The sequence below is a fragment of the Nocardioides sp. N13(2025) genome (assembly GCF_051912545.1).
Classification (GTDB): domain Bacteria; phylum Actinomycetota; class Actinomycetes; order Propionibacteriales; family Nocardioidaceae; genus Nocardioides.
The window spans coordinates 1086170-1107418 of record NZ_CP196809.1 but is presented as its reverse complement, the minus strand read 5'-3'; the positions used below and the strand labels follow the sequence as shown (position 1 = coordinate 1107418).

24 protein-coding genes and 1 tRNA gene are annotated in these 21249 nt (G+C 72.1%); 11 read left to right on the top strand and 14 right to left on the bottom strand.

Annotation, left to right across the window (positions count from 1 at the left end):
* Positions 1-20: 20 nt before the first annotated feature.
* Positions 21-776, top strand: coding sequence for a PIG-L deacetylase family protein (locus tag ACS3YM_RS05395; RefSeq protein WP_439939056.1), 756 nt, complete (start codon positions 21-23; stop codon positions 774-776).
* A gap of 23 nt (positions 777-799) precedes the next feature.
* Here ACS3YM_RS05395 and ACS3YM_RS05390 read toward each other — a convergent pair whose 3' ends face one another.
* The 5 genes from ACS3YM_RS05390 to ACS3YM_RS05370 are packed head-to-tail and all read right to left on the bottom strand — an operon-like array spanning position 800 to position 5123.
* Positions 800-1609, bottom strand: a complete 810-nt coding sequence (locus ACS3YM_RS05390; protein WP_439939055.1) for a putative hydro-lyase — start codon at positions 1607-1609, stop codon at positions 800-802.
* Complete coding sequence (locus ACS3YM_RS05385; RefSeq protein WP_439939054.1) at positions 1602-2492, bottom strand: biotin-dependent carboxyltransferase family protein; 891 nt, start codon at positions 2490-2492, stop codon at positions 1602-1604. The genes ACS3YM_RS05390 and ACS3YM_RS05385 overlap by 8 nt, the downstream gene beginning before the upstream one ends.
* Positions 2492-3100 carry a 5-oxoprolinase subunit B family protein gene (locus tag ACS3YM_RS05380; protein ID WP_439939053.1) on the bottom strand — a complete coding sequence of 203 codons (609 nt, stop codon included), beginning with the start codon at positions 3098-3100 and terminating at the stop codon, positions 2492-2494. The genes ACS3YM_RS05385 and ACS3YM_RS05380 overlap by 1 nt, the downstream gene beginning before the upstream one ends.
* A complete protein-coding gene (locus ACS3YM_RS05375; protein WP_439939836.1) occupies positions 3097-3867 on the bottom strand; it encodes a LamB/YcsF family protein in 771 nt (256 codons plus the stop codon). The genes ACS3YM_RS05380 and ACS3YM_RS05375 overlap by 4 nt, the downstream gene beginning before the upstream one ends.
* A 5-nt stretch (positions 3868-3872) precedes the next feature.
* Positions 3873-5123, bottom strand: coding sequence for an NRAMP family divalent metal transporter (locus ACS3YM_RS05370; protein WP_439939052.1), 1251 nt, complete (start codon positions 5121-5123; stop codon positions 3873-3875).
* 110 nt (positions 5124-5233) lie between these two features.
* Between ACS3YM_RS05370 and ACS3YM_RS05365 the strand changes: the two genes are divergently transcribed.
* Positions 5234-5959 carry a GntR family transcriptional regulator gene (locus ACS3YM_RS05365; protein WP_439939051.1) on the top strand — a complete coding sequence of 242 codons (726 nt, stop codon included), beginning with the start codon at positions 5234-5236 and terminating at the stop codon, positions 5957-5959.
* A gap of 424 nt (positions 5960-6383) precedes the next feature.
* On the opposite strand, the gene ACS3YM_RS05360 is transcribed toward ACS3YM_RS05365, so the two are convergent.
* The 3 genes from ACS3YM_RS05360 to dnaG form a co-directional block, all read right to left on the bottom strand.
* Positions 6384-6456: transfer RNA gene (locus ACS3YM_RS05360), tRNA-Asn, on the bottom strand.
* A 52-nt stretch (positions 6457-6508) separates the two neighbouring features.
* On the bottom strand, positions 6509-7027 hold the full coding sequence (locus ACS3YM_RS05355) for a hypothetical protein (protein WP_439939050.1): 519 nt from the start codon (positions 7025-7027) through the stop codon (positions 6509-6511).
* A complete protein-coding gene (gene dnaG, locus ACS3YM_RS05350; protein ID WP_439939049.1) occupies positions 7024-8925 on the bottom strand; it encodes a DNA primase in 1902 nt (633 codons plus the stop codon). Before dnaG ends, ACS3YM_RS05355 begins: the two co-directional genes overlap by 4 nt.
* A 128-nt stretch (positions 8926-9053) precedes the next feature.
* Between dnaG and ACS3YM_RS05345 the strand changes: the two genes are divergently transcribed.
* From ACS3YM_RS05345 to ACS3YM_RS05335, 3 genes are read left to right on the top strand one after another with little or no spacing between them, the layout of a single operon-like run.
* Positions 9054-9461 carry a phage holin family protein gene (locus tag ACS3YM_RS05345; protein ID WP_439939048.1) on the top strand — a complete coding sequence of 136 codons (408 nt, stop codon included), beginning with the start codon at positions 9054-9056 and terminating at the stop codon, positions 9459-9461.
* Positions 9454-9705, top strand: coding sequence for a DUF3618 domain-containing protein (locus ACS3YM_RS05340; RefSeq protein WP_439939047.1), 252 nt, complete (start codon positions 9454-9456; stop codon positions 9703-9705). The genes ACS3YM_RS05345 and ACS3YM_RS05340 overlap by 8 nt, the downstream gene beginning before the upstream one ends.
* Before the next feature lie 60 nt (positions 9706-9765).
* Complete coding sequence (locus tag ACS3YM_RS05335) at positions 9766-10092, top strand: YtxH domain-containing protein (protein WP_439939046.1); 327 nt, start codon at positions 9766-9768, stop codon at positions 10090-10092.
* A 7-nt stretch (positions 10093-10099) separates the two neighbouring features.
* Here ACS3YM_RS05335 and ACS3YM_RS05330 read toward each other — a convergent pair whose 3' ends face one another.
* Positions 10100-11371: a deoxyguanosinetriphosphate triphosphohydrolase gene (locus ACS3YM_RS05330; RefSeq protein WP_439939045.1), complete on the bottom strand. Its 1272-nt coding sequence runs from the start codon at positions 11369-11371 to the stop codon at positions 10100-10102.
* A gap of 120 nt (positions 11372-11491) precedes the next feature.
* Here ACS3YM_RS05330 and ACS3YM_RS05325 point away from each other — a divergent pair, with 120 nt between their 5' ends.
* On the top strand, positions 11492-12019 hold the full coding sequence (locus ACS3YM_RS05325; protein WP_439939044.1) for a SigE family RNA polymerase sigma factor: 528 nt from the start codon (positions 11492-11494) through the stop codon (positions 12017-12019).
* The gene (locus ACS3YM_RS05320) at positions 12016-13275 is read left to right on the top strand and encodes a hypothetical protein (protein ID WP_439939043.1); all 1260 of its coding nucleotides are present in this window, start codon (positions 12016-12018) and stop codon (positions 13273-13275) included. Before ACS3YM_RS05325 ends, ACS3YM_RS05320 begins: the two co-directional genes overlap by 4 nt.
* Positions 13276-13287: 12 nt before the next feature.
* Here the strand turns inward: ACS3YM_RS05320 and ACS3YM_RS05315 are convergent, their stop codons facing one another.
* The 5 genes from ACS3YM_RS05315 to ACS3YM_RS05295 all read right to left on the bottom strand — a co-directional run bounded on the left by ACS3YM_RS05315 (position 13288) and on the right by ACS3YM_RS05295 (position 18088).
* Positions 13288-14124 (bottom strand): hypothetical protein, encoded by an 837-nt coding sequence (locus ACS3YM_RS05315; protein WP_439939042.1) that lies wholly within the window; start codon positions 14122-14124, stop codon positions 13288-13290.
* Between the two features lie 319 nt (positions 14125-14443).
* Positions 14444-15583, bottom strand: a complete 1140-nt coding sequence (gene dusB, locus ACS3YM_RS05310; RefSeq protein WP_439939041.1) for a tRNA dihydrouridine synthase DusB — start codon at positions 15581-15583, stop codon at positions 14444-14446.
* 37 nt (positions 15584-15620) lie between these two features.
* Positions 15621-16265, bottom strand: a complete 645-nt coding sequence (locus tag ACS3YM_RS05305) for a hypothetical protein (protein WP_439939040.1) — start codon at positions 16263-16265, stop codon at positions 15621-15623.
* A 35-nt stretch (positions 16266-16300) separates the two neighbouring features.
* Positions 16301-17701: a glycine--tRNA ligase gene (locus ACS3YM_RS05300; protein ID WP_439939039.1), complete on the bottom strand. Its 1401-nt coding sequence runs from the start codon at positions 17699-17701 to the stop codon at positions 16301-16303.
* A gap of 54 nt (positions 17702-17755) precedes the next feature.
* Entirely contained in the window at positions 17756-18088 is a 333-nt protein-coding gene (locus ACS3YM_RS05295; RefSeq protein WP_439939038.1) for an antibiotic biosynthesis monooxygenase family protein, read from the bottom strand.
* 63 nt (positions 18089-18151) lie between these two features.
* Between ACS3YM_RS05295 and ACS3YM_RS05290 the strand changes: the two genes are divergently transcribed.
* From ACS3YM_RS05290 to ACS3YM_RS05275, 4 genes are read left to right on the top strand one after another with little or no spacing between them, the layout of a single operon-like run.
* Positions 18152-19072 carry a metal ABC transporter substrate-binding protein gene (locus tag ACS3YM_RS05290; RefSeq protein WP_439939037.1) on the top strand — a complete coding sequence of 307 codons (921 nt, stop codon included), beginning with the start codon at positions 18152-18154 and terminating at the stop codon, positions 19070-19072.
* On the top strand, positions 19063-19851 hold the full coding sequence (locus ACS3YM_RS05285) for a metal ABC transporter ATP-binding protein (RefSeq protein WP_439939036.1): 789 nt from the start codon (positions 19063-19065) through the stop codon (positions 19849-19851). The genes ACS3YM_RS05290 and ACS3YM_RS05285 overlap by 10 nt, the downstream gene beginning before the upstream one ends.
* On the top strand, positions 19848-20855 hold the full coding sequence (locus ACS3YM_RS05280) for a metal ABC transporter permease (protein ID WP_439939035.1): 1008 nt from the start codon (positions 19848-19850) through the stop codon (positions 20853-20855). Before ACS3YM_RS05285 ends, ACS3YM_RS05280 begins: the two co-directional genes overlap by 4 nt.
* Positions 20842-21246: a Fur family transcriptional regulator gene (locus tag ACS3YM_RS05275; protein ID WP_439939034.1), complete on the top strand. Its 405-nt coding sequence runs from the start codon at positions 20842-20844 to the stop codon at positions 21244-21246. The genes ACS3YM_RS05280 and ACS3YM_RS05275 overlap by 14 nt, the downstream gene beginning before the upstream one ends.
* Positions 21247-21249 lie beyond the last annotated feature (3 nt).

Below are 21249 nucleotides of genomic sequence, written 5' to 3'. Positions count from 1 at the left end.
GGGAGTGCCATGCTCGGGCGATGACCGACGAGCGTGCGACCCCTCCCTCCTTCGAGCCGCTTCCCGAGGACTGGCAGTCCGCGCTCTTCGTGGTGGCACACCCCGACGACATCGAGTACGGCGCGGCTGCCGCGGTGGCGCGCTGGACCGGGCAGGGCAAGCGCATCGTCTACTGCATGGTGACCAGCGGCGAGGCGGGCATCGACGGGCTGCACCCCGACGAGAGCGGTCCGCTGCGCGAGGCCGAGGAGCTCGCCTCCGCTGCTGCCGTCGGGGTCGAGGAGGTCGAGTTCCTGCGGCTGCCCGACGGGATCCTGGAGTACGGCGTGGCGCTGCGCCGCAGCATCGCCGAGGTGGTGCGCCGGCACCGGCCCGACATCGCGCTGACCATCAACTTCCGCGAGACCTTCGGCGGCACGACCCTCAACCAGGCCGACCACATCGCGGTCGGCAAGGCCCTGCTCGACGCCGTCCGCGACGCCGGGAACCGGTGGGTCTTCCCCGAGCAGCTGACCGACGGCCTCGAGCCGTGGGGTGGCGTACGGGCCGTGTGGTCGGGCGGGTCGCCGCAGGCGACGCACGCGGTGGACGTCACCGACACCTTCGCCGCGGGGGTCGCCTCCCTCAAGGAGCACCAGGCCTACATCGAGGGACTGGGCTGGGAGGGCTGGGACCCCGAGGAGTTCCTCGACGGCATCCTGCGCGGCGGCGGCCAGGGACTCGGCGTCACCCACGCTGCGACGTTCGAGGTGTTCCCGCTGGGCTGGGGCGACTGACCCGGACATGCCTCGTCCCGCTGCTAGGGGACGATGTGCTCGCTCTCGCGGATGTCGGTGATCGCCATGTGCCCGGGCGCGTGACCGATCGCGAGCGCGGGGCGCGACTGCATGACCGCGGCCTGCGGCGTCACGCCGCACGCCCAGAAGACCGGCACCTCGCCCGGACGCACCTCGACCGGGTCCCCGAAGTCGGGGTCGTCGAGGTCGGCGATGCCGAGCTCGGACGGTGAGCCGATGTGCACCGGCGCCCCGTGCACGGCCGGGTAGCGCGAGGTGACCCGCACGGCAGTGGCCACCTGCGAGGCGCTCATCGGACGCATCGAGACCACCAGCGGGCCCGACAGCGAGCCGGCCGGCCGGCAGTCGACGTTGGTGCGGTACATCGGGACGTTGCAGCCCTGCTCGATGTGACGCACCGGGACCCCCGCCTCGAGCAGGGCGTCCTCGAAGGTGAAGCTGCAGCCGATCAGGAAGGCGACCATGTCGTCGCGCCACAGCCCGGTCACGTCGTCGACCTCGGCGACCAGCTCTCCCCGCTCGTAGACGCGGTAGGCGGGCAGGTCGGTCCGGAGGTCGCCGGCGAACCGGGGACTGCTCACGGCGCCGGGCTCGGTCACGTCGAGGATCGGGCAGGGCGCCGGGTTGCGCTGGGCGAAGAGCAGGAAGTCGTAGGCCAGGTCGCGGGGCACGGCCAGGAGGTTGGCCTGCGTCCAGCCGGCGCTCCATCCCGAGGCCGGCACCCGGAGCCCGGACCGGAACCTCGCACGGGCCTCGGCCGGGCTCAGCGCGCTCGGCGAGACGAGCTGCTCGGTGGCGGTGGCCTCAGTCATCGTGTCCTCCTGGGTGGGTGGCGGTGGTCCGGGTGAAGGTGATGCGCTGGCCGGGTCGGACCTGCGCGGCGCGTGGGAGGTCGGCGGGCACGACGACGGCGATGACGGGGTAGCCCCCGGTCACGGGGTGGTCGGCGAGGAACAGCGTCGGCTGGCCGGACGGCGGCACCTGCAGCGCGCCGCAGACCATCCCCTCGCTCGGCAGCTCGTCGTCGCGCGCGCGGTCGAGCACGGGGCCCGCGAGCCGCATGCCGACCCGGTTGCTGTCGGCGGTGACCTCGTAGGCGCCGGAGACGAGGGCCTCGCGAGCCTCGGCGGTGAACCAGTCGGACCGCGGGCCGTCGACGACGCGCAGGGCGACGTCGCCCGCCTCCGGAAGGGCCACAGGGGCGAGGTCCACTCCGGGGAGCGGGCCGGTCGGCCGGCCGATGGGCAACCGGTCCCCGGCAGCCAGGGCCGCGGTCCCGAGGTCGGCGAGGGTGTCCGCCGACCGCGAGCCCAGCTGTGGGGGCACGTCGATCCCGCCCCGCACGGCGAGGTAGCTGCGCAGGCCGGTGGCGGGGGGTCGCAGGCGCAGGCGGGCACCGTCGGGGACCCGCACGACCCCGAAGGCCCAGTGCTCGCGCCCGTCCACCGTCATGGCGCACGGCGCGCCGGTGAGCGTCACGGTCGTGCTGCCGTGGGCGACGACCTCGAGGCCTCCGAACGTCACCTCCAGCGCGGCGGCGTGCTCAGCGTTGCCGACCAGCCGGTTGGCCAGCCGGAACGAGGGTGCGTCCGCGGCGCCGGAGTGGCCGACGCCCAGGGCCCCGAGCCCGGAGCGCCCCAGGTCCTGCACGGTGGTGAGCGGACCCGGCTCCAGCACCTCGAGCCAGGTCTCCATCACGCCTCCACGAACCTGACCCGGGTGCCCGGCACCAGCAGGGCCGGCGGGTCACGCTCGAGGTCCCAGGGCTGCAGGGTGGTGCGGCCGATGAGCTGCCAGCCCCCGGGGGACTCCCGCGGGTAGACCCCGGTGAACTCTCCGGCCAGCGCCACCGACCGCGCCGGGACCTTGGTGCGGGGCACGCTGCGCCGCGCGACGGTGAGCCGGTCGTCGGTGCCGACGAGGTAGCCGAAGCCCGGCGCGAAGCCGCAGAAGGCAACGGTCCACTCCTGGGCGGTGTGCGCCTCGACGACACCCCGCTCCCCCAGCCCGGTCAGCCGGCCGACCTCGGCGAGGTCCTCGCCGTCGTAGGTCACCGGCACCTCCAGCAGGCCCTCGTCGAGGTGGCGTCCCGCCCGCGGCTCGAGGTCGCGGACGAGGCGCCCCACCCTGGCGGGGTCGCTGCGTGCGGGGTCGATGCGGAGCATGAGGGTCCGGGCGGCCGGCACCAGGTCGACCACGCCCTCGGGCATGTCGTCGACGAGCTCGGCGTAGAGGGCAAGCACCGCGTCGAGGTCCTCCACCTCGACGAGGAGGCCCGAGTCACCGCACGGGAGCAACCTCATGGCGAGCCGGTCCCCACGAACGGGGCGACGCGGACGCCGGCCGCCTCCAGTCCACGTCGTACGGCACTCGCCATCGCCACGGCACCCTCGCTGTCCCCGTGCACGCAGACGGACCCGGCCCGCACCTGCACGGACGTGCCGTCAGCGGCGACCACCTCGTGACGCGTCGCCATCCGGACCGTGCGCTCGGCCACCTCGTCGGGGTCGTGCAGCACCGCGTCGGGCTCGCGGCGCGAGACCAGCGTCCCCTGGGGGGTGTAGGCGCGGTCGGCGAAGGCCTCGGCGACGGTGACCAGTCCCGCGGCCTCGGCCACGGCGAGCCATACCGAGCCAGGCAGCCCGAGCACGGGCAGGTCGGGGTCGTAGCGGCGTACGGCCTCGGCGACGGCCTCGGCCTGCGCCTCGTGGTGCACGATCGCGTTGTAGAGCGCCCCGTGCGGCTTGACGTAGCGCACCCGGGTGCCCGCCACCCGGGCGAAGGCCTCCAGTGCCCCGAGCTGGTAGAGCACGTCGTTGGTCAGGTCGTGCGCCTCCACGTCGATGAAGCGGCGACCGAACCCCGCGAGGTCGCGGTAGCCCACCTGGGCGCCGATCACGACGCCCCGCTCGACGGCCCGCTCACACGTGCGGCGCAGCACCGTGGGGTCGCCGGCGTGGAACCCGCACGCCACGTTGGCGCTCGTGATCAGGTCGAGCAGGGCGTCGTCGTCGCCCAGGGTCCAGCTCCCGAAGGACTCCCCCAGGTCGGCGTTGAGGTCGATCTGCACGGTCGTCACAGCAGGTCCGCGATGCCGCCGAGCGAGCTCCAGCCGAGGTAGACCGTGAGGAGCCAGACGAGTGCCCCGACCGCCAGCAGCCAGCGCGGGTAGCGGTAGCCGCGGAGCAGGTCGACGCGACGCGCGGCGACCCACAGGATCATGGCGAAGCCGACCGGGAGGATGAGGCCGTTGAGCGCACCGGCCAGGACCAGCAACGTGACCGGAGCCTTGCCCAGCGCGAGGTAGATCGCGGTGGAGAAGACGATGAAGGCGACGGTGACCAGGTTGCGGCGCTGCTCGAGGCGCCGGGAGAAGCTGGCGATGAACGAGACCGAGGTGTAGGACGCGCCGATCACCGAGGTGATGCTCGCCGCCCAGAGGATGACGCCGAAGACCCGGACGCCGACCTCGCCGAGGGCGGCCTGGAAGGCGGAGGCGGGCGGGTTGTCGACGGCGAGGGTGACGCCGCCGGCGACCACGCCGAGCACTGCGAGGAACAGCAGCCAGCGCATCACACCGGTGACGAGGATGCCGGTGACCGAGCCGCGCGTGATGTCGCGGACGTGCTCGGGGCCGGTGATGCCGGAGTCGACGAGGCGGTGCGCCCCGGCGTAGGTGATGTACCCGCCCACGGTGCCGCCGATGAGGGTGGTGATGATCAGGAAGTCGATGTCGTCGGGCAGCACGCTCTGGCGCAGCGCCTCACCGACGGGGGGCCCCGATACGACGGCGGTGTAGAGCACCATGCCGATCATCAGGACGCCGAGGACCACCACGACCCGGTCCATGGCGACGCCGGCGCGCTTGCTGAGGAAGATGCCGATCGCGATCAGGGCCGAGATCGCGCCGCCGATCTTCACGTCGAGGCCGAACATCGCGTTGGTGCCGAGGGCGGTGCCGCCGATGTTGCCGATGTTGAAGACCAGGCCGCCCAGGACGACCAGCGCGGCCAGGAAGTAGCCCGCGCCGGGCAGCACCTTGTTGGACAGCTCCTGCGCCCGCATGCCGGTGACGCCGATGACGCGCCAGACGTTGAGCTGGACGGCGATGTCGACGAGGATCGAGACCAGGATCGCGAACGCGAAGGCCGCGCCGAGCTCGGCGGTGAACACCGTGGTCTGGGTGATGAACCCGGGGCCGATGGCGCTCGTGGCCATCAGGAACATCGCGCCGAGCAGCGCACCGCGTGCCGCCCCCGGCCTGCGTCCGGTGTCGCTCGCTGCCGTGTCGGAGCCGGTGGTGGTCCGGCTGGTGTCCTCGGTCATGTGGTGCCCATCTGTCGGTCCGGGTGTCGCTCGGACGTGGTCCCCGTCACATCGAGGATGACGGATTGTTGAACAATCCGTCAATACCCCGACCCGATATGCTCGCTGGTGTGACCACCACCGACTGGGTCAGCGACCTCCGGGACGAGCGCCTGGACCTGGGCCGCGCCAGCACCGCAGGCCGGGTCGCGGACGTGCTCCGCACCCGCATCATCGAGGGCCGTCTCGCCCCCGGAACCCGCCTCTCCGAGGAGGACATCGGCGCGGCCCTGGGGGTCTCGCGCAACACGCTGCGCGAGGCGTTCCGCCTGCTGAGCCACGAGCGGCTGCTGGTGCACGAGTTCAACCGCGGGGTCTTCGTCCGGCGGCTCAGCGTCGACGACGTCCGCGACCTCTACCAGGTGCGCCGCATCCTCGAGTGCGGCGCCGTACGTCGCGCTGCCGACCACCTCGCCGCGGCACCCCAGGACCCCGACCAGTGGGACCTCCTGCTGGCCCCGGTGCGGGCAGCCGTCGAGGAGGGCGAGGCGGCCGCCGCCGCAGACCGGTGGGTCGACGTCGGCACGGCCAACATGCACTTCCACCAGGCGGTGGCCGCTCTCGCGCAGAGTCCCCGCGTCACCGAGACGATGGCGCACCTCCTCGCCGAGCTGCGGCTGGTCTTCCACGTGATGCACGCCCCGCGCGCGTTCCACGAGGCCTACCTGCCGGAGAACCGGGCGATCCTCGAGCTGCTCGCGGCGGGCGAGCTCGGCGAGGCCGAGACGGCCATCGCGAGCTACCTCGACCGCGCCGAGGCGCAGCTCGTCGCGGCGTACTCCGCCCCTTCAGCCTGAGGCGCGACACGGCTGGAAGCCCCCTCACCCGGCCTCACCGAGCCGGCAGGCCGGCAACGTGTCACGACGGCGACTGCTCCGATGGAGACGACGTGGCGGCCTCTCGCGGTCCGTCCTCATCGGGACCCACCAGCCCGCCGCCGCTCACCACCGCGTTGGCCTCCTGGTCCGAGGAGGGTGGCGCTTCCTCCGGGAGCCGCGACGGCGTCCCGAGTGCCCCGCCCCTGCCCGACCCGGTGCCCGGCGAACGCTTCGTCTTCCGCTTCCAGAACATCCATCGATCCTTCCATTTCCATGAGAAGAACCATCGTGACCACCACCGAGATGAGCAGTGAGGCACGTCTCTCAAGCTTTGCCGTGTCGCCCGGAGATGCGAAACGGCCCGTGACCTGCGTTTCCGCAGGTCACGGGCCGTCTTCCCTTGCTCCCCCGGTTGGACTCGAACCAACAACCCTCCGGTTAACAGCCGAATGCTCTGCCAGTTGAGCTACAGGGGATCGCTTGTGCAGCGAGGCGCAACATTAGCAAGGCCACTGAGCAGGGGTGAAATCAGGGCAGGCCGACGTCGCGTCGGGCCAGCTCGAGGGCCGTGCGGGCGGCCTCGCGGACGCCCGGGTCGTCCGGATCGACGCCCTCGTCGTACTCGTAGACCCACTGCACGCCGCCGGCTCCCGACGGCGCCCGACGGGCGATGACGCGCAGGCCCCGCCGTCCCCCGACCGGGACGTGACGCTGCAGCACGACGCTGGCGGTGACCCGCTCGCGGACCAGCTCGAGCAGGCGCCCGGGCTCGCCCAGCGTCGCGGCGTGGACCGGGCGCTGGTCACCCCAGCTGCCGACCTCGGAGAGCCGGAAGGTGTCGGTGTCGCGATCCCAGTCGGCGGCCTCGACCTGCTCCCACGGGACGCGTCGCGTCTCGCCGCCGGCGACGACGTAGAACGCGTCGCGGGTGCCGGCGAGCACGCTGCCGTCGGCGGCCGTGGCCGACGCCAGCACCTTCTCCCCCGGCCCGACGGCGACGGAGGGAGCCGGCGTACGACCCCACCCCTTCCTCGACAGCGGGCTCATGACGGAGCTCCCGACTGGCCGACGGCGCCCTCGCGCAGCTTGCGGCGGTGCTGCTCGAGCATCACCAGCTCGCCGAACATCCGGTTGTAGTCGAGGGCGTGCTCGACGGGGTTGGTGCGCTGCAGGCGGGCCTTGACGTCGGCGATGCGGCGGGACGTGGTGAGCTCCTGGAGTCGGTAGACGTAGGCCACGGCGAACGTCGGGTTGGGGTCGGACGTGCCACGGACCGGCTCGACGCCGAGCTCGGTGATCGCGGCGATGACGGCGGGGTCGGTGGCCGCGCCCCGGACCTTGTTGGCCCAGCCGGGGTCGTCCGCGGCGCTCGCCGGCCCGCCCGCCGCGGTCACGGCGTCCCAGACGCCCTGGAAGGTCGGGTGGGTGAAGTCGGTGGTGGTGACGTGGGTGGTGGTGCGGCCCACGCCGGAGGGGTGCTGGATGACGAGCTTGAGCAGCTCGCGCTCGATGAGGAAGCGCGGGTCGGACAGGCTCGGCAGGGCCGGCCGCGCCGGCTCCGCGGCCTGGGGCGCCTCGGCAGTGCGGCTCGGGCGGCGCTCCTCGGTGCGCGCGGGCCGGCTCGCGGCACGGCGTACCTCCCCGCGGACCTCGTCGACGTCGACGCCGACCATGTGCGCGAGCTCGCGGGAGAACGACTCGACCTTGGTCTTGTCGCGGATGCTCGCCACCAGTCCGGCGGCGTCACGCAACGCGTCGACGCGACCGTCGGCCCGGTCGAGGTCGTAGCGGGTGAGGATGTTGTCGAGCGCGAAGCGGTAGAGCGGCTGCCGCTTGGCGACGAGCTCGCGGACGGCCTCGTCGCCCTCGGCGAGCCGCAGGTCGCACGGGTCCATGCCCTCGGGCGCCACGGCGACGTAGGTCTGCGAGGCGAACACCTGGTCGCTCTCCAGCACCTTCATCGCCGCCTTCTGGCCGGCCGAGTCGCCGTCGAAGGTGAAGATGACCTCGCCGCTGGTCTCGTTGTGGTCGCCGAGGAACCGCCGCAGGACCCGCGCGTGGTCGGTGCCGAACGCGGTGCCGCACGACGCCACCGCAGTGCGTACGCCGGCGAGGTGGCAGGCCATCACGTCGGTGTAGCCCTCGACGACGACGGCCTGCTGGGCGTCCTTCATCGCCGTGCGGGCGAGGTCGATGCCGTAGAGCACCTGGCTCTTCTTGTAGATCGCCGTCTCGGAGGTGTTGAGGTACTTCGCCTCGATCCGGTCGTCGTCGAAGATGCGCCGCGCGCCGAAGCCGATCGTGTCGCCGTTGGCCTCGCGGATCGGCCACACCAGCCGGCCACGGAACCGGTCGTAGTGGGAGCGCCCCAAGGCGACGAGACCGGCGGCGACGGACTCCTCGTCGGTGAAGCGGCGCCCGCGCAGGTGCCGGGTCAGCGCCTCGCCGTCGCGCGGGGCGAAGCCGACGCCGAACATCTCCGCCGCGGCCTGGTCGAAGCCGCGCTGGTGCAGGAACTGACGGGCCACCACGGCGTCGGCCGACGCCAGCTGCTCGGCGTAGAACTCCTGGGCGACCTTGTGCGCCTCGATCAGCCGGCCGCGGGCCGGGCCCCGCGGCCGCTGCGGGGCGTCGTCGCCGTCCTCACGGCGGAGCTGGACGCCGTACTTCTCGGCGAGCCGCTCCACGGTCTCGGTGAAGGTGAGGCCGTCCACCTTCATCAGGAAGGAGATGACGTCGCCGCCCTCCTGGCAGCCGAAGCAGTGCCAGAACTGACGGGCCGGGTTGACGTTGAACGACGGCGTCTTCTCGTCGTGGAACGGGCACAGGCCCTTGAGCGAGCCCCCGCCGGCGCGCTTGAGCGTGACGTAGCCGGAGATGACGTCGTCGATCCGCGCCTTCTCGCGCACCTCGGCGATGTCGTCGTCGCGAATCCGGCCTGCCACGCCGGGGAGTCTACGGGCGGCGTCCCACTGCGGGAGCGCAGTCTCCACATCCCCGCGACCAGCGGCCCCGCCACCCCTTCGGGGGATCTGGGCTGGTGATCCGTCCACGGGTTTGGCAGGGTCGAAATATGACTGCTCAGCACGGAGCGCCAGAGGGTCAGACCCTCGGCGCACTGGTCCACCAGCTCACCCAGCAGATCCCCGAGCTCATCCGCTCGGAGATCCGGCTGGCGCAGGCAGAGGTCGCGCAGAAGGGCAAGCGAGCCGGCGTCGGGATCGGCATGTTCAGCGTCGCGGGCCTCCTGGGCTTCTTCGCCCTGGCCGCGCTCGTGACGACCGCGATCCTCGGTCTGGCGAACGTCGTCGACGCGTGGCTCGCCGCCCTGATCGTGGCCCTCGTCCTGCTGGCCGCGGCGGCCGTGGCCGGCGTCGTCGGCAAGAACAAGGTCGCCGAGGCGGGCCCACCGGCCCCCGAGCGCGCGATCCAGGGCATCAAGGAGGACATCGCGACGGTGAAGGGAGACCACCATGGCTGACGACCAGCGCACGCCCGAGGAGCTCGAGGCGGAGGTCCGGGCACAGCGCGAGCAGCTCGCCGGCACCGTCGACGACCTGGCCGCGAAGCTCGACGTGAAGTCGCAGGCACAGGACAAGGTCGCGTCCCTCAAGGACTCCGCGACCACCGACGACGGGAAGCCGCGCCCCGAGGTGCTGGCCGCCGTCGGCTCGCTGGTCGCGATGGCCGTCGTGCTCGTCCTCTGGCGCCGCCGGCGCGACTGACAGACCCCCGTCCGCCCATCACCACGAACGCCACCGATCCATCCGGGAAGGGAGACCACCATGAAGAAGCTCATGCTGCTCGTCGCAGGAGGTGTCGGCTACGTGCTCGGCACGCGTGCCGGCCGGGAGCGCTACGAACAGATCAAGAAGGCGGCCACCCGCGTCAAGGAAGACCCGCGGGTGCAGGAGAAGGCCCACCAGGCGGCCGACCTCGCCAAGGAGAAGGCGCCCGTCGTCAAGGACAAGGTCACCAGCGCGGCGAGCACCGCAGCGGACAAGGTGACGCCCTCCAGCAACGGCCACCACCGCTCCGAGCTCGAGGACCAGCTCAACCCCGACAGCACCGCGCTGCAGGACAACCCCTACCCGCAGGGCGACCTGCCGTAGGCAGCCCCTAACGGGCGAGTGACGCGTGGCGCGCCACCGCGCTGGCATCGGTCAGGGACGCGACCTGGTCGATGACCACGCGGCGGCGCGCCGCGTCGTCGGTGGCCGCCTCCCAGTCCTCCACGAAGACCGGGTCGAGGGCATCGGCGCCGCGCGCCCACAGCTCCTCGACCAGCTCCGCGACGAGCTCGCGCTGGCGCACCATGAGTGACACGCGGTCGTCGGCCTGCATGACGTAGTGGGCGGCGATCCCCTTGAGCACGCCGATCTCGACCTCGGTCCCTGCGGGCACCACGAGGTCGGCCCGGTGCCGGACCAGCGGCTCGCCGTCGGCGGCCGCGAAGGTCGACTCCTGCACGCTGCCGCAGAAGCGGCCGATGAGGTCGCTGGTGAGGTTCTTGATCGCGGCGAGGCTGCGCCTGCTGCCGTCGTACGACGACCGCGGCCAACTGCCGACGCCACGCAGGTCGGCCAGCGCCGCGTCGAGCGCGGCGTCCTCGATGCCGGGCAGGTACCACGACCGCACCGTCTCCCAGAGGGCGTCGCGGTCGAGGCGGGTGAGGTCGAGCCTGCCCGCCACGATCCCGTCCTCGACGTCGTGCACCGAGTAGGCGACGTCGTCGGCGAGGTCCATCACCTGGGCCTCGAGGCACTTGCGCCGGCCCTCGACGCCGGCGCGCAGCCAGTCGAAGACCGGGCGGTCGTCGTCGTAGACGCCGAACTTCACGACCACCCGCGGCGTGCCGTCGGCGTGCATGCCGTGGGGGCCGGTCGCCTCTGACCGCGGCCAGGGGTACTTGGTGCAGGCGTCGAGGGTCGCGCGGGTGAGGTTGAGCCCCACCGACCTGCCCTCGGCGTCGAAGGTCTTCGACTCCAGCCGGGTCAGCAGGCGCAGGGTCTGTGCGTTGCCCTCGAACCCGCCGCAGTCGGCACTCAGCCCGGCGAGCACCCGCTCGCCGTTGTGGCCGAACGGCGGATGCCCCAGGTCGTGGGCCAGCGCCGCGGTCTCGGCGATGTCGGGGTGGGTGCCGAGGGCACGCGCCAGGTCGCGCGCGACCTGGGCCACCTCGAGGCTGTGCGTGAGCCGGTTGCGGACGAAGTCGTCGGTCTGCGGCCCGACCACCTGGGTCTTGGCCGCGAGCCGGCGCGACGCCGCCGCGTGCACCACGCGTGCCCGGTCGCGCTCGAACGCCAGGCGCACGGGCGCGTCCACCCGCTTGGGCGGCTCCGCGACCAGGCGCTCGCGCGCCGCGTCGTCGTACAGGTCCTCGATGCTCATCGGCCGGTCAGCCTAGCGATCCCCCTACGACACGGACAGCAACAGGCGCATGCTGGCTGAACCGGATGCACCTGCCGCGGCGTATAGGGAGCAGGAGGAGCCGGGGCGGCGGAGGGAGGCGTGGTGCAGCAGGTCGACGAGGACGAGTTCTCCGAGTTCGTGCGCGTGCGCTCGGCCTCCCTGTTCCGGACGGCCTACCTCATGACGGGTGACTACCAGCAGGCCGAGGACGTGCTCCAGGGAGCGCTGGTCAAGGTCTACCAGCACTGGCCGCGCGTGGTGGCCACGGGACGGCCAGAGGCCTACGCGCGCCGAGTGGTCGTGAACCAGGCTGCTTCGTGGTGGCGCAAGCGGTCGTCGCACGAGCTGGCCCTGGTCCTGCGTGACGAGCCGTCGTGGGACCGTCGGCTCGAGGACGTGCCCGAGCACGAGCTGGTGTGGCAGGCCGTGCTGCGGCTCCCCGGGCGGCAGCGCGCCGTCACGGTGCTCAGGTACTACGAGGACATGTCCGAGGCCCAGATCGCGCAGACGCTGGGCATGGCACCCGGCACCGTCAAGAGCACTGCGCACAAGGCCTCCCGGCGCCTCGCGGAGCTGCTCGGCGAGCCTGTGCCGGAGACCGCCGTGCCCAGGGAGGCGACGTCATGACCTTGGACCAGCGCGTCTCCGGTGCAGCCCGACGGATCGCCGGCGAGATCGAGCCACCCCTCGTCGACGCCGACGCCATCCGCTCCCGGGCGCGCGCCGGCCGGCGGCGTCGTACCGCCTTGGTCGTCACCGCTCTGGCCGCTGCAGTGATCGGCGCGGGTGCCGTCGTCACCGACCGCGATGCGGCCGCTCCCGACCCGGCCCGGCCGGCACCACCCGTCCAGTCCCCGACACAGGAGCCGACATCTCCAGCGAAGCCGTGGCCGAGGTCCATGACGCCCGAGCAGGTGGTCGCGAGGCCAGGGGCACTCCTCACCACGATCGGGGTTGCCCCGGACGACCCGGACACCAGGCTCTCGGTGTGGTCGGTGCAGTGCTCGAGGCCCTGCGCGGAGCGAGGCCCGTTCTCCTTCGAGGCGCTCGCGCTCACGACGGACGCCTACGCGACCACGACGTTCGTACGGCCGGTGTTCGAGGTCGGCGTCGACCTGCACGTGACCACCCCACGGCGGGGCACCTTCCTGCTCGTCGACGAGAGCAACGGCCACGAGTGGCTGGTCGGCGTCGACGGCACCCAACGCCGCGTCGTCCGTGTGGGAGCTGAGATCCGGCCGGCCGACCCGGACCTCTGGTACCCGTGCACGGGCGGCTGGCGCCAGACCTGGTGCTCCCTCGACCTCGACACGGCGACCGCACACCAGTGGCCGAACGCGTGGGACGGGTCCGCCGTGCGGCCGGGGCTGGGCGTCCTCCCCTGGGGCGCGAACCCGAAGCCGCACTCGACCGCGGGGACCGGGCGGCTCGAGGCCTGGTGGGACACGGTCGCCGGCCGGCAGGTGCGCACCCTGGCGCGGGTGACCCGCGGCGACTACGTGCTGGACACCGCGCCCGGCGAGATGGCGTACTGGGCGGCGCCGGGTCCCGGCTCCGTCGACCTCTACACGAGTCGCGACGGCGGCGCCACCTGGACCCAGGACACCCGTCCGGCACCGGACCTCAGCGAGACGTACGTCGTGCGGCGATCACCCACCGGCGCCTACCTCGCGATGAGCGCCTACCCGGACCTCGTCGTGTGGCGGGCCGAGGCCGACGACGGCGCCTTCCGGGAAGTGCTCCGCAGGGACGGCGGTGGCACCGAGACGTCCGGGGCCGGGCTCCGGGTCGCGGACGGCCTGGTGGTCGTCAGCGGGTTCGACACCGTGGCGGTGTCCGACGACGACGGGCTGACATGGACCGAGGTCCGTCAGTGGCGGTGACCTCGCCGCCCGTCAGTAGACCGTGACGTGCACGTGGTCGTAGTGGTTGGCAGTGGTCGACCCACGGTCGGACATGCCGCGCCAGCCCTCGCCGGCACGCTCCACGGACCAGATCTTCTGCGAGTAGATGATGTACTCGATGCCCAGCGCCGAGTAGTTGGCGCGGAGGAAGTCCGCGACGGCCCATCCGGTGGCGCCGCTGGTCATGATGTCGATGGCGCGGCCCTCGCCGTGCTCGCCGTCGCCACGCCAGGTGCCATAGCTCGTGATCTCCGGCCAGTTGGCGCACACGACGTCGTGGATGTCGTAGAGCGCGGCGTGCCCGGCGTCGATGGTCGATCCGTTGGAGCAGCTGCCGCCCAGGCTGGGACCGGCGGGCTCCTTCGGCTCGGGCTTCGGCTTCTCCTGCGCGAGGTAGTCGGAGGTGACCCAGCGCGACTGGCCGTCGACCACGATCTGGGTGCGGCCGGCCTGGCGGCGACCGGTGACCCGGACCTGCTCGAGGGCGTCGACGAGGCCCATCTTCTCGGCCTTCTCGGACGGGCCGTCCCACAGGTTGAGGGCCTCGGTGGTCCAGATCGTGTCGTCGGTCTTCTTGGCCATCCGACGGGCGAGCCGGTCGACCTCGAGGTCCTTGCGCGCGGCCGACTCGGCCTTCGCGGCGGTGCGGATCTGGGAGCGGGACGCGGTCGCGTCGCCGCGCCGGCTCACCGCGGACGCCCGGGAGAACGACTGGCTGTTGCTGGACGCGGCCAGCAGCTCGGTGTTGTCCGAGGTCGCCGGGTCGGCGGCGAGGACGCCCATGGTGACGGCCGACAGGGTCGCCACGACGGCGAGCGGTGCGGACACCAGGACCGAACGGGGGATCTTGGTCTGACGGATCTTGGTCTGACGGGGGGCAGCAGGGGTTTCCCGCTTGTGGCGATGCTGAGCCACAGCGCTGATTCCTTCGCGGTTGCTTACGGGGGACTGCGCCGATCCACGGGGATCTTCGATCTCGGGGCCCGTGCCCACGTCGGCGCGATCATCGAGTAGAGCACAGGATTCTCGCCCTGTCCCAATCTTCCACAGCAAAATTCCGCGTGTTCCGGCTCACCCGGCACGGATCCGTGCGTAGATCCGCGGGCGAGGTGTCAGGTAGCGCCTGGCACGTCGGGCGGGCCCGGGGTCAGCCGCCGGTGGTCTCGTCGGCGTCCTCGCGCAGGTGCGCCCCGCGACCGTCGGTGTCGTCGAGCCAGCCCTCCGGGAGCACCACCTTCTTGCGCGGCGCGCCCTGCCGCCCGCGCGGCGTGCCCAGCTCCCGCTCGGGGAAGGGAGCGTCGCCGTCGAGACCGTCGAGGAGGGTGTCGAGGGACGCCAGCGAGTCGACCAGTGCCAGCTGGTGGCGCAGCTCGCCGCCGGCGGGGAACCCCTTGAGGTACCAGGTGATGTGCTTGCGGAACTCCTTGCAGCCCCGCTCCTCCCCCATGTGCTCCGACAACAGCTCGGCGTGGCGACGCATCATGTGCTTGACCTCGCCGAGGGTCGGCAGGGTCGCGACGTCCTCACCGTGGAAGGCGGCCGCGAGGTCGCGGAACAGCCACGGCCGACCCAGGCAGCCGCGGCCGACCACGACACCCGCGACACCGGTCTGCTCGACCATGCGCAGGGCGTCGGCGGCCTCCCAGATGTCGCCGTTGCCGAGGACCGGGATGTCGACGTGCTCGACCAGCGCGGCGATGGCCTCCCAGTCCGCCGCGCCGGAGTAGGCCTGCTGGACAGTCCTTCCGTGCAGCGCGATCGCGGCAGCCCCCGTCTCCTCGGCGATGCGACCGGCGTCAAGGTACGTCAGGTGGTCGTCGTCGAGGCCCTTGCGGGTCTTCATCGTCACCGGGACGTCGTACGGCGCCGCGGCGGCGACCGCGGACGTGAGGATCTCGCCGAGGAGACCGCGCTTCCACGGCAGCGCTCCCCCGCCGCCCTTGCGGGTCACCTTGGGCACCGGGCAGCCGAAGTTGAGGTCGACGTGGGCCACGCCGTGGTCGCCGCAGAGGATCTCCACGGCCTTGCCGATGTAGACGGGGTCGGTGCCGTAGAGCTGGACCGAGCGGACGGACTCCAGGTCGTCGAAGACGAGCATCTTCTTCGTCGTCTCGTCGCCCTCGACCAGGCCGCGGCTGGTGATCATCTCGCAGACGTAGAGGCCGGCACCTTGCTCGGCGCAGAGCCGGCGGTAGGCCGCATTGGTGATGCCGGCCATCGGCGCGAGCACGACCGGGGTCTCGACGCGCAGCGACCCCAGCGTCAAGGAGGAGGGCACGGCGGGCATGGGCCCATTGTCGAACCCGGCCCGCGCTCGCCCCAAATCAGCCGCTCTTCCGGCCGCCCTCCTGGCGGCGTGCCTTCTCCGACTTCTTCTCCGACTTCTTCTCCGGTCCGGCCACGTCGCCGGTCCAGGTGATCGCGTCGTAGCCCTCGGTCGGCTCGAAGACCATGTCCTGGATCCGGGTGCCGTCGGGCGCGAGGTAGACCAGGCACATGTCGGCCTCGGCGCCGGGCTCGAACGGGGTGGGAAGCGGCCCGCTCTGGCAGGCCGTGAAGTCGCCCCCGAGCGTCCAGGGCGCGCCGAGGGAGCCCGTCTCGTCGCGCAGGTAGAGCGGCACGGCCTGCCCGCCGAGGTCGGTCTCACCGGTGTTGGTGAGCGACACCGTCACGAAGTAGGGACGCGCGGTGGCCATCGCGTCGTCACGCCTCCAGCCGTCGAACACCGACTGCGGTTGCTCGGCGACCGAGTCGACGATGAGGTCGAGGACGCCCGTCAGGTGCTGCGCCGGCTGCCACACGAGCGTCGCCGGCTCCCCGAACTCGAGGTCGGTGCCGGGCTCGGTCGAGGCCACGTCGACCGCCTCCGTGGGCGTGGGGTCGGTCTCGGCCCCCGGCTGCGGGTCGGAGCCCGAGCAGGACGCCAGCGACACGGCGAGGGTCGTCGAGAGGACCACGGTGCGCCACATGGCGACATCGTGGCACGCCGACGTGCCCGCGGACCTCAGCAGCCGACGAGGCGCTCGGCGAACCAGCGCGTGATGCCGTCGAGGCTGACGCGCTCCTGGGCCATCGAGTCGCGCTCGCGGATGGTGACCGCGTCGTCGTCGAGGGTCTCGAAGTCGACCGTCACGCAGAAGGGCGTACCGATCTCGTCCTGGCGGCGGTAGCGACGGCCGATGGCGCCGGAGTCGTCGAACTCGACGTTCCAGTTCTGGCGCAGCTCGGCGGCGAGGGCCTTCGCCTTCGGCGACAGGTCGGCGTTGCGGCTCAGCGGCAGCACCGCCACCTTGACCGGCGCGAGGCGCGGGTCGAGCTTGAGCACGACGCGCTTGTCGACGCCGCCCTTGGTGTTGGGCGCCTCGTCCTCGGTGTAGGCGTCGATGAGGAACGCCATCAGCGAGCGGGTCAGTCCGGCGGCGGGCTCGATGACGTAGGGCAGGTAGCGCTCGTCGGCGGCCTGGTCGTAGTAGGACAGGTCCTTGCCGGAGAACTCGCTGTGCTGCTTGAGGTCGAAGTCGGTGCGGTTGGCGATCCCCTCGAGCTCCTCGAAGTCACGGCCCGAGAACCCGAAGCGGTACTCGATGTCGGTCGTGCCCTTGGAGTAGTGGGACAGCTTCTCCTGCGGGTGCTCGTAGTGGCGCAGGTTGTCAGGGTTGATGCCGAGGTCGACGTACCAGCGGGTGCGCTCGGCGATCCAGTAGCGGAACCACTCCTCGTCCTCGCCGGGCTTGACGAAGAACTCCATCTCCATCTGCTCGAACTCGCGGGTGCGGAAGATGAAGTTGCCGGGCGTGATCTCGTTGCGGAAGCTCTTGCCCATCTGGGCGATGCCGAAGGGCGGCTTCTGGCGGCTGGAGGTCACCACGTTGGCGAAGTTGAGGAAGATGCCCTGGGCGGTCTCGGGGCGCAGGTAGTGCAGGCCGGACTGGTCCTCGATGACGCCGAGGTAGGTCTTCAGCATCATGTTGAACTCACGCGGCTCGGTCCACGCGTTGCGGGTGCCGCAATTGGGGCAGGCCACCGACTCGTTGATGTCGACCGTGTCGGGGTCGTCGATGCCCTTCTTGGCCGCGTGGTCCTCCTGGAGGTGGTCCTCGCGGAAGCGCTTGTGGCACGACTGGCACTCGACGAGCGGGTCGCTGAACGTGCTCAGGTGGCCGCTGGCCTCCCACGTGCGCGTGGGCAGGATGACGCTGGAGTCGAGGCCGACGACGTCGTCGCGCCGGGTGACCATGAACCGCCACCACTGGCGCTTGATGTTCTCCTTGAGCTCCACGCCGAGCGGGCCGTAGTCCCAGGCCGAGCGGGTGCCGCCGTAGATCTCACCGCACGGGTAGACGAAACCCCGGCGCTTGGCGAGGCTGACGACGTTGTCCAGGGCGGTGGGTACGGGCTTGGCCACGGGCTCTTCCTTCTTCGTCGGCCGGCTGGCTGCCGGTCTGGCGTGCGCGAACGCTCACCCTATCGAGCGCGGATCGGCGACGTTGAGGTCGGTCCCCTCCTCGACGACCTCGTAGGCGCTGGGCTCGTCGAGCGCGTGCACCATCAGCGGCTGGATGTGCATCTTGCCCTCGTACGACCCCAGTGCCCGGCGGTAGGAGCCGACGTTCTCCCAACGGGTGGTCAGCACCCACAGGGTCGGGTCGTCGACGTTGCGGCCGACGTCGCCCCCGACGTAGCCGGGCTTGGCGGCGAGGATGGCGAGCGCCTGCAGCAGCCCGCTGCGCAGCTCGTCCTCCCCCGCGGCGTCGTCGGGGCGGGGCGTACGGAGACGGGTCACAACGAGCACGGCGCCAGCCTAGGGGTCAGGGCAGTTTGACAATGGTTCTCATCAGCAGTGAGAATCGTTCTCATGTTGTCCGTCACCCGACCGTTCGCCCTCGCCACCGCCCTCGCCTCCGCCGCCCTCCTTGCCGGCTGTGGCGGGTCCGACGACGCCACCGGGAATGGTCGCTCGGCCGTCGCCGCGTTCTACCCGCTGGCCTGGGTGACCGGTCGGGTGGCGGGTGACGGGTGGGACGTCACCAACCTCACCGGCCCGGGCACCGAGCCGCACGACCTCTCCCTCGACATCAAGCAGACCGCGACCCTCGCCGAGGCCGACCTGGTGGTGCTCGAGCACGACTTCCAGCCCGCGGTCGACGAGACGGTCGAGACCAACGCCCCGGACGCGGCGATCGTCGACGCGGCCGAGGTGCTCGACCTGATGCCGGCCTCGGAGCACGAGCACGAGGACGAGGAGGCCGGCCACGGTGAGCTCGACCCGCACTTCTGGCAGGACCCGCTGCTCATGGCCGACCTCGGGGACGCGGTCGCCGAGCAGCTCGCCGAGCTCGACCCCGACCGCGCGACGAACTACAAGGACAACGCGGCCGAGGTGCGCCGAGAGCTCGAGGAGCTCGACCGGTCGTACGCCGACGGCCTGGCCCGGTGCGAGCGCTCCACCACGGTCGTCAGCCACGAGGCGTTCGCCTACCTTGCCCGGTACGGCCTGCACTTCGAGGCCATCGCCGGCCTCTCCCCCGACGCCGAGCCGACGCCGGCCGACCTTGCGCAGCTGCAGGCGCTCATCACCGAGGACGGCATCACGACGGTCTTCGCCGAGCGCCTCGCCAGCCGCAAGATGGCCGAGTCGCTCGCCGGCGACCTCGGGCTGGAGACCGCGGTCCTCGACCCGATCGAGGGGCTCTCGGACGAGACGGCCGAGGACGACTACCTTTCCCTCATGGGCCAGAACCTCGACGCGCTCCGGAAGGCCAACGGATGCCACTGAGCGCGGGCGCACCTCCCGTCGTGGTCCGCGACGGGTCCGTGGCGATCGGTGGACGGCCGATCCTGCGGGCGATCGACGTGACCGTCGCCCCGGGCGAGTTCCTGGCCCTGATGGGCGCCAACGGGTCCGGCAAGTCGACGCTGGTGCGGGCCGTGACCGGCCTCCTGCCGTTGACCTCGGGCAGCGTGGACCTCTTCGGGACGCCGTACGCCGACTTCCGCGACTGGCACCGCATCGGCTTCGTGCCGCAGCGCTCGACCGCCAGCGGCGGCGTCCCGGCCACGGTCTGGGAGGTCGTCGCCTCCGGGCGGATCACCCGGCGCCGGCTGCTCCGGCCGCTCTCGCGCGCCGACCGGCAGGCCATCGCCGATGCGCTCGACGTGGTGGGCCTCACCGACCGGGCCCAGGTCGGCATCTCCCAGCTCAGCGGCGGGCAGCAGCAGCGCGCCCTGATCGCCCGCGCGCTGGCCGGCCAGCCCGACCTGCTCGTGCTCGACGAACCCACCGCGGGCGTGGACCTGGTCAACCAGCTCGCCCTCGCCGACGCGCTGTCGGTGCTGAAGGGCCGCGGCGCCACCATCGTGCTGGTCGCCCACGAGCTCGGCCCGATGGCGCCCCTCATCGACCGGGCCGTGGTCATGCGCGACGGGCGGATCGCCCACGACGGACCGGTGCCGGACGAGCTGCAGGCGGACGGGCACCACCACCCGGTGTCCGGCCACCACGACCACGTGCCGCACGTCGGCTCGCCCCTCGACGACCTGGGGGGCGCGCGATGAGCGACTTCTGGAGCCTGTTCTCCCTCCCCTTCATGCATCGCGCCCTCATCGCCGCGCTGCTGACCGGCCTGGCCGCTCCGGCGATCGGCACCTTCCTGGTGCAACGACGGCTCGCGCTGCTGGGCGACGGTCTCGGCCACGTCGCGGTGACCGGGGTGGCCCTCGGCCTGCTGACCAAGACGTCACCGACGTGGACGGCCGTCGCCGTCGCCGTCCTGGGCGCCGTGCTCATCGAGGTGATCCGCGAGCGCGGCCACACCAACGGGGACGTCGCGCTCGCGCTGCTCTTCTACGGCGGGCTGGCCGGCGGCGTGCTGATCACGGGGATCGCGGGTCAGGGTGCCGCGCGGCTCCAGGAGTTCCTCTTCGGGTCGCTGACCAGCATCTCGGCGGGTGACGTCTGGTTCACGTTCGGGCTGACGGTGGTGCTGCTCGTCGTCACGATCGGACTGCTCCCCCAGCTCTTCACCGTCTCCAGCGACCCGGACTTCGCGCGGGTGGCCGGACTCCGGGTCCGCGCCTACAACCTGCTGATCGCGGTGCTCGCCGCCGTGACGGTCACCGTGGCCATGCGCACCGTCGGACTGCTCCTCGTCTCCGCGCTGATGGTCGTGCCGGTGGCGACGTCGCAGCAGCTGGCGCGCTCGTTCCGTACGACGATCGCGGGCGCGATGGTCGTCGGAGTCCTCGCCGCCCTCGGCGGTCTGCTCCTCAGTGCGGCCCTGTCCTTCCGGGCGACGGTCGCGCCGGGCCCGACGATCGTGCTGCTCGCACTGGCGATGTTCGTCTCCACGTGGCCGATCGGCGTCTGGTTGCGCCACCGCCAGCGCCTGCTCGCGCCGTTCCCCAGCGTCGAGGCCGCGGGCCACACGATCACCGACGAGCACCCGCACCAGCACGGCGAGGACTGCGGGCACCCGGCGGTCGAGCACGACGACCACGTCGACTACGTCCACGACGGCCACCGTCACGCCGTGCACGGAGAGCACTATGACGAGCACTGACCGCGAGCGTCCCGTCGTACGCCCCACGCGCCAGCGCCGGGCGGTCGCCGCGGCACTGGCCGGCTTCGACGACTTCCGCAGCGCCCAGGAGATCCACGACCTGATCTCCCGGCAGGGCGACTCGGTGGGCCTGGCGACCGTCTACCGCACGCTGTCGGCGCTCGCCGACGCAGGTGAGGTCGACATGCTGCGCAACGAGGACGGCGAGGCCATCTGGCGCAGCTGCTCCGACACGCACCACCACCACCTCGTGTGCCGCACCTGCGGAGCGACCGTGGAGGTGGAGGGGCCCGCGGTGGAGCGCTGGACGAACGCCATCGCCGGCGAGCACGGCTACGCCGACATCAGCCACACGTTGGAGATCTTCGGGACCTGTCCGGCCTGCCGGTGACCC

Coding starts and splice junctions, on each gene's coding strand:
- ACS3YM_RS05395 (WP_439939056.1), top strand. CDS start 21: ATGACCGACGAGCGTGCGACCCCTCCCTCCTTCGAGCCGCTTCCCGAG.
- ACS3YM_RS05305 (WP_439939040.1), bottom strand. CDS start 16,265: ATGTGGCGCACCGTGGTCCTCTCGACGACCCTCGCCGTGTCGCTGGCG.
- ACS3YM_RS05380 (WP_439939053.1), bottom strand. CDS start 3,100: ATGAGGTTGCTCCCGTGCGGTGACTCGGGCCTCCTCGTCGAGGTGGAG.
- ACS3YM_RS05290 (WP_439939037.1), top strand. CDS start 18,152: ATGTTGTCCGTCACCCGACCGTTCGCCCTCGCCACCGCCCTCGCCTCC.
- dusB (WP_439939041.1), bottom strand. CDS start 15,583: ATGCCCGCCGTGCCCTCCTCCTTGACGCTGGGGTCGCTGCGCGTCGAG.
- ACS3YM_RS05340 (WP_439939047.1), top strand. CDS start 9,454: ATGGCTGACGACCAGCGCACGCCCGAGGAGCTCGAGGCGGAGGTCCGG.
- ACS3YM_RS05370 (WP_439939052.1), bottom strand. CDS start 5,123: ATGACCGAGGACACCAGCCGGACCACCACCGGCTCCGACACGGCAGCG.
- ACS3YM_RS05275 (WP_439939034.1), top strand. CDS start 20,842: ATGACGAGCACTGACCGCGAGCGTCCCGTCGTACGCCCCACGCGCCAG.
- ACS3YM_RS05355 (WP_439939050.1), bottom strand. CDS start 7,027: ATGAGCCCGCTGTCGAGGAAGGGGTGGGGTCGTACGCCGGCTCCCTCC.
- ACS3YM_RS05285 (WP_439939036.1), top strand. CDS start 19,063: ATGCCACTGAGCGCGGGCGCACCTCCCGTCGTGGTCCGCGACGGGTCC.
- ACS3YM_RS05390 (WP_439939055.1), bottom strand. CDS start 1,609: ATGACTGAGGCCACCGCCACCGAGCAGCTCGTCTCGCCGAGCGCGCTG.
- ACS3YM_RS05385 (WP_439939054.1), bottom strand. CDS start 2,492: ATGGAGACCTGGCTCGAGGTGCTGGAGCCGGGTCCGCTCACCACCGTG.
- ACS3YM_RS05330 (WP_439939045.1), bottom strand. CDS start 11,371: ATGAGCATCGAGGACCTGTACGACGACGCGGCGCGCGAGCGCCTGGTC.
- ACS3YM_RS05345 (WP_439939048.1), top strand. CDS start 9,054: ATGACTGCTCAGCACGGAGCGCCAGAGGGTCAGACCCTCGGCGCACTG.
- ACS3YM_RS05320 (WP_439939043.1), top strand. CDS start 12,016: ATGACCTTGGACCAGCGCGTCTCCGGTGCAGCCCGACGGATCGCCGGC.
- ACS3YM_RS05280 (WP_439939035.1), top strand. CDS start 19,848: ATGAGCGACTTCTGGAGCCTGTTCTCCCTCCCCTTCATGCATCGCGCC.
- ACS3YM_RS05335 (WP_439939046.1), top strand. CDS start 9,766: ATGAAGAAGCTCATGCTGCTCGTCGCAGGAGGTGTCGGCTACGTGCTC.